Origin of the sequence: Novipirellula sp. (genome assembly GCF_041583735.1) — a bacterium.
Taxonomy (GTDB): Bacteria; Planctomycetota; Planctomycetia; order Pirellulales; family Pirellulaceae; genus Novipirellula.
Window position 1 is genome coordinate 1 of sequence record NZ_JBFHFD010001013.1, and the last position, 1794, is coordinate 1794.

Annotated in this window: 1 protein-coding gene; it reads left to right on the forward strand. The window is 58.5% G+C overall.

Translation table 11 applies throughout. The annotated features are described in order from the left end of the window. A partial coding sequence (locus tag ABX962_RS35590) for a Gfo/Idh/MocA family oxidoreductase (RefSeq protein WP_372726386.1) occupies positions 1-1794 on the forward strand: 1794 nt, incomplete at both ends.

Here is a 1794-nt window from a genome sequence, read left to right on the forward strand (position 1 = left end):
CCAACCGAACACTCGCCTTGCGGTTCCGCTGAAAGTGGGGTTGGTCGGCGCCGGCTACATCACCCAGTGGCATGCGGCGGCGATCCAGCAGCATCCGAATGCGGAACTCATCGCGATCGCCGACGTCAACCTGTCGGCGGCGAAGCAGGCTGCGGAAACGTTTGGCATTGCGAATCACTTCGCTTCGCTCGATGCAATGCTGGGGGCCAGCGAATTGGACGTAGTCCACGTGCTCGTTCCGCCCGACGTCCACGCTGCGGTGGCCCGCCAATGCATGGCAGCCGGAGTGCATGTGTTCGTCGAAAAACCGATGGCGACATCGTCGCTCGAGTGCGGCGAGCTGATCACGACGGCCGACCGTTACGGCGTTCAACTAGGAATCAATCACAACTTTCTGTTTTCGCGTGTCTACGAAGATCTGCGGCGATGTATCGAAAGCGGAAAGGTGGGCCGTGTCGATGCGATCGACATCGCTTGGAACAAACACCTGCCCCAATTCAATAACGGCCCCTTTTCGATCTGGATGCTGCGTGACCCTGCCAACCTGTTGCTCGAACTTGGGCCTCACGTCGTCAGCCCGGTGCTGGATTTAGCGACGTTTCCTGAGTCGATCACCGGGATTGCGACACATCCGATTTCGCTGCCGCATGGCCGTTCGTTGATGCGTAACTGGGCATTTAGCATGACTGCGGGCCGAATCGCCGTTCAAGCTCGTCTGTCGCTGGGCAGCGGGATGAACGAGTTTTCGATCCATGTCCGTGGCAGCCATGGCAGCGCGACGGCCGACATCGAAGACAACACGTTTACGCTGAATCGAGCGACTCGCTATTCCATCGATTTTGATCGCTACCACCGCTTGAAACAGACAAGCCGGGATTTGCATCAACAAGCCAAAGCGGGACTGCGTCGCTATATCGGCAGCAAACTGGGACTTTGCAAAAACGGCAATCCCTACGGCGAGAGTATCGCCAACGCGATTGCCGATTTCTATCACTCGCTGCTGTCCGGAAACGCGATATCCAAGCGATTGTCGGGAGCTTCGGGACAATCCGTGATCGAACTGTGCGAACAACTCGGTCGCGGTGTCGTGCCCTCGGTCCCAGGTCATCGTGTCGACAAACGGGTAACGACTCAACGGGCAACGACTGAACGGGCAACGAACGGATCGGCGTTAGACAAACGGGACGAACGCGAGCGAGGTGACGGCGAGCGGGGTGACGGCAGGGAGCGCAACCGCAAACCATGCTTGGTGTTTGGCGGAAGCGGATTTATCGGCCAAGCGTTGGTCCGGCGACTCACCGAACAAGGCCGCTGGGTTCGCTGTTTCGTTCGCCGCCCCCACGATGTCCCTGATCTGCTGCGTCATCCCCACGTCGAACTCGTTCGCGGCGACTTGGCTAATGCCGATGATGTGGCGAAGGCGTTGCAGGGTGTCAATGGTGTCTTCCACTTGGCACGCGGGATGGGCAAGACGTGGAAGGATTACGTGAAATCGGACATCCAGCCCACTCTGCAGCTCGCAAAACAATGCGTGGACTTAGGCGTCGGCCGATTGGTCTACACCAGTTCGATCGACGCCTACTATGCCGGTTCCAACGCGGGCACGATCACGGAAACCACGCCGCTGGATCCGCGAATCGAAGGCCGCAATTTGTATGCGAAATCCAAGGCCGTCATCGAAGATCATCTCGGCCAATTGCAACGAGACCAAGGGCTCGACGTGGTGATTACTCGCCCTGGGATTGTGATTGGCAAAGGAGGCTCGCCCTTTCACTGGGGAATCGGCATGTGGAC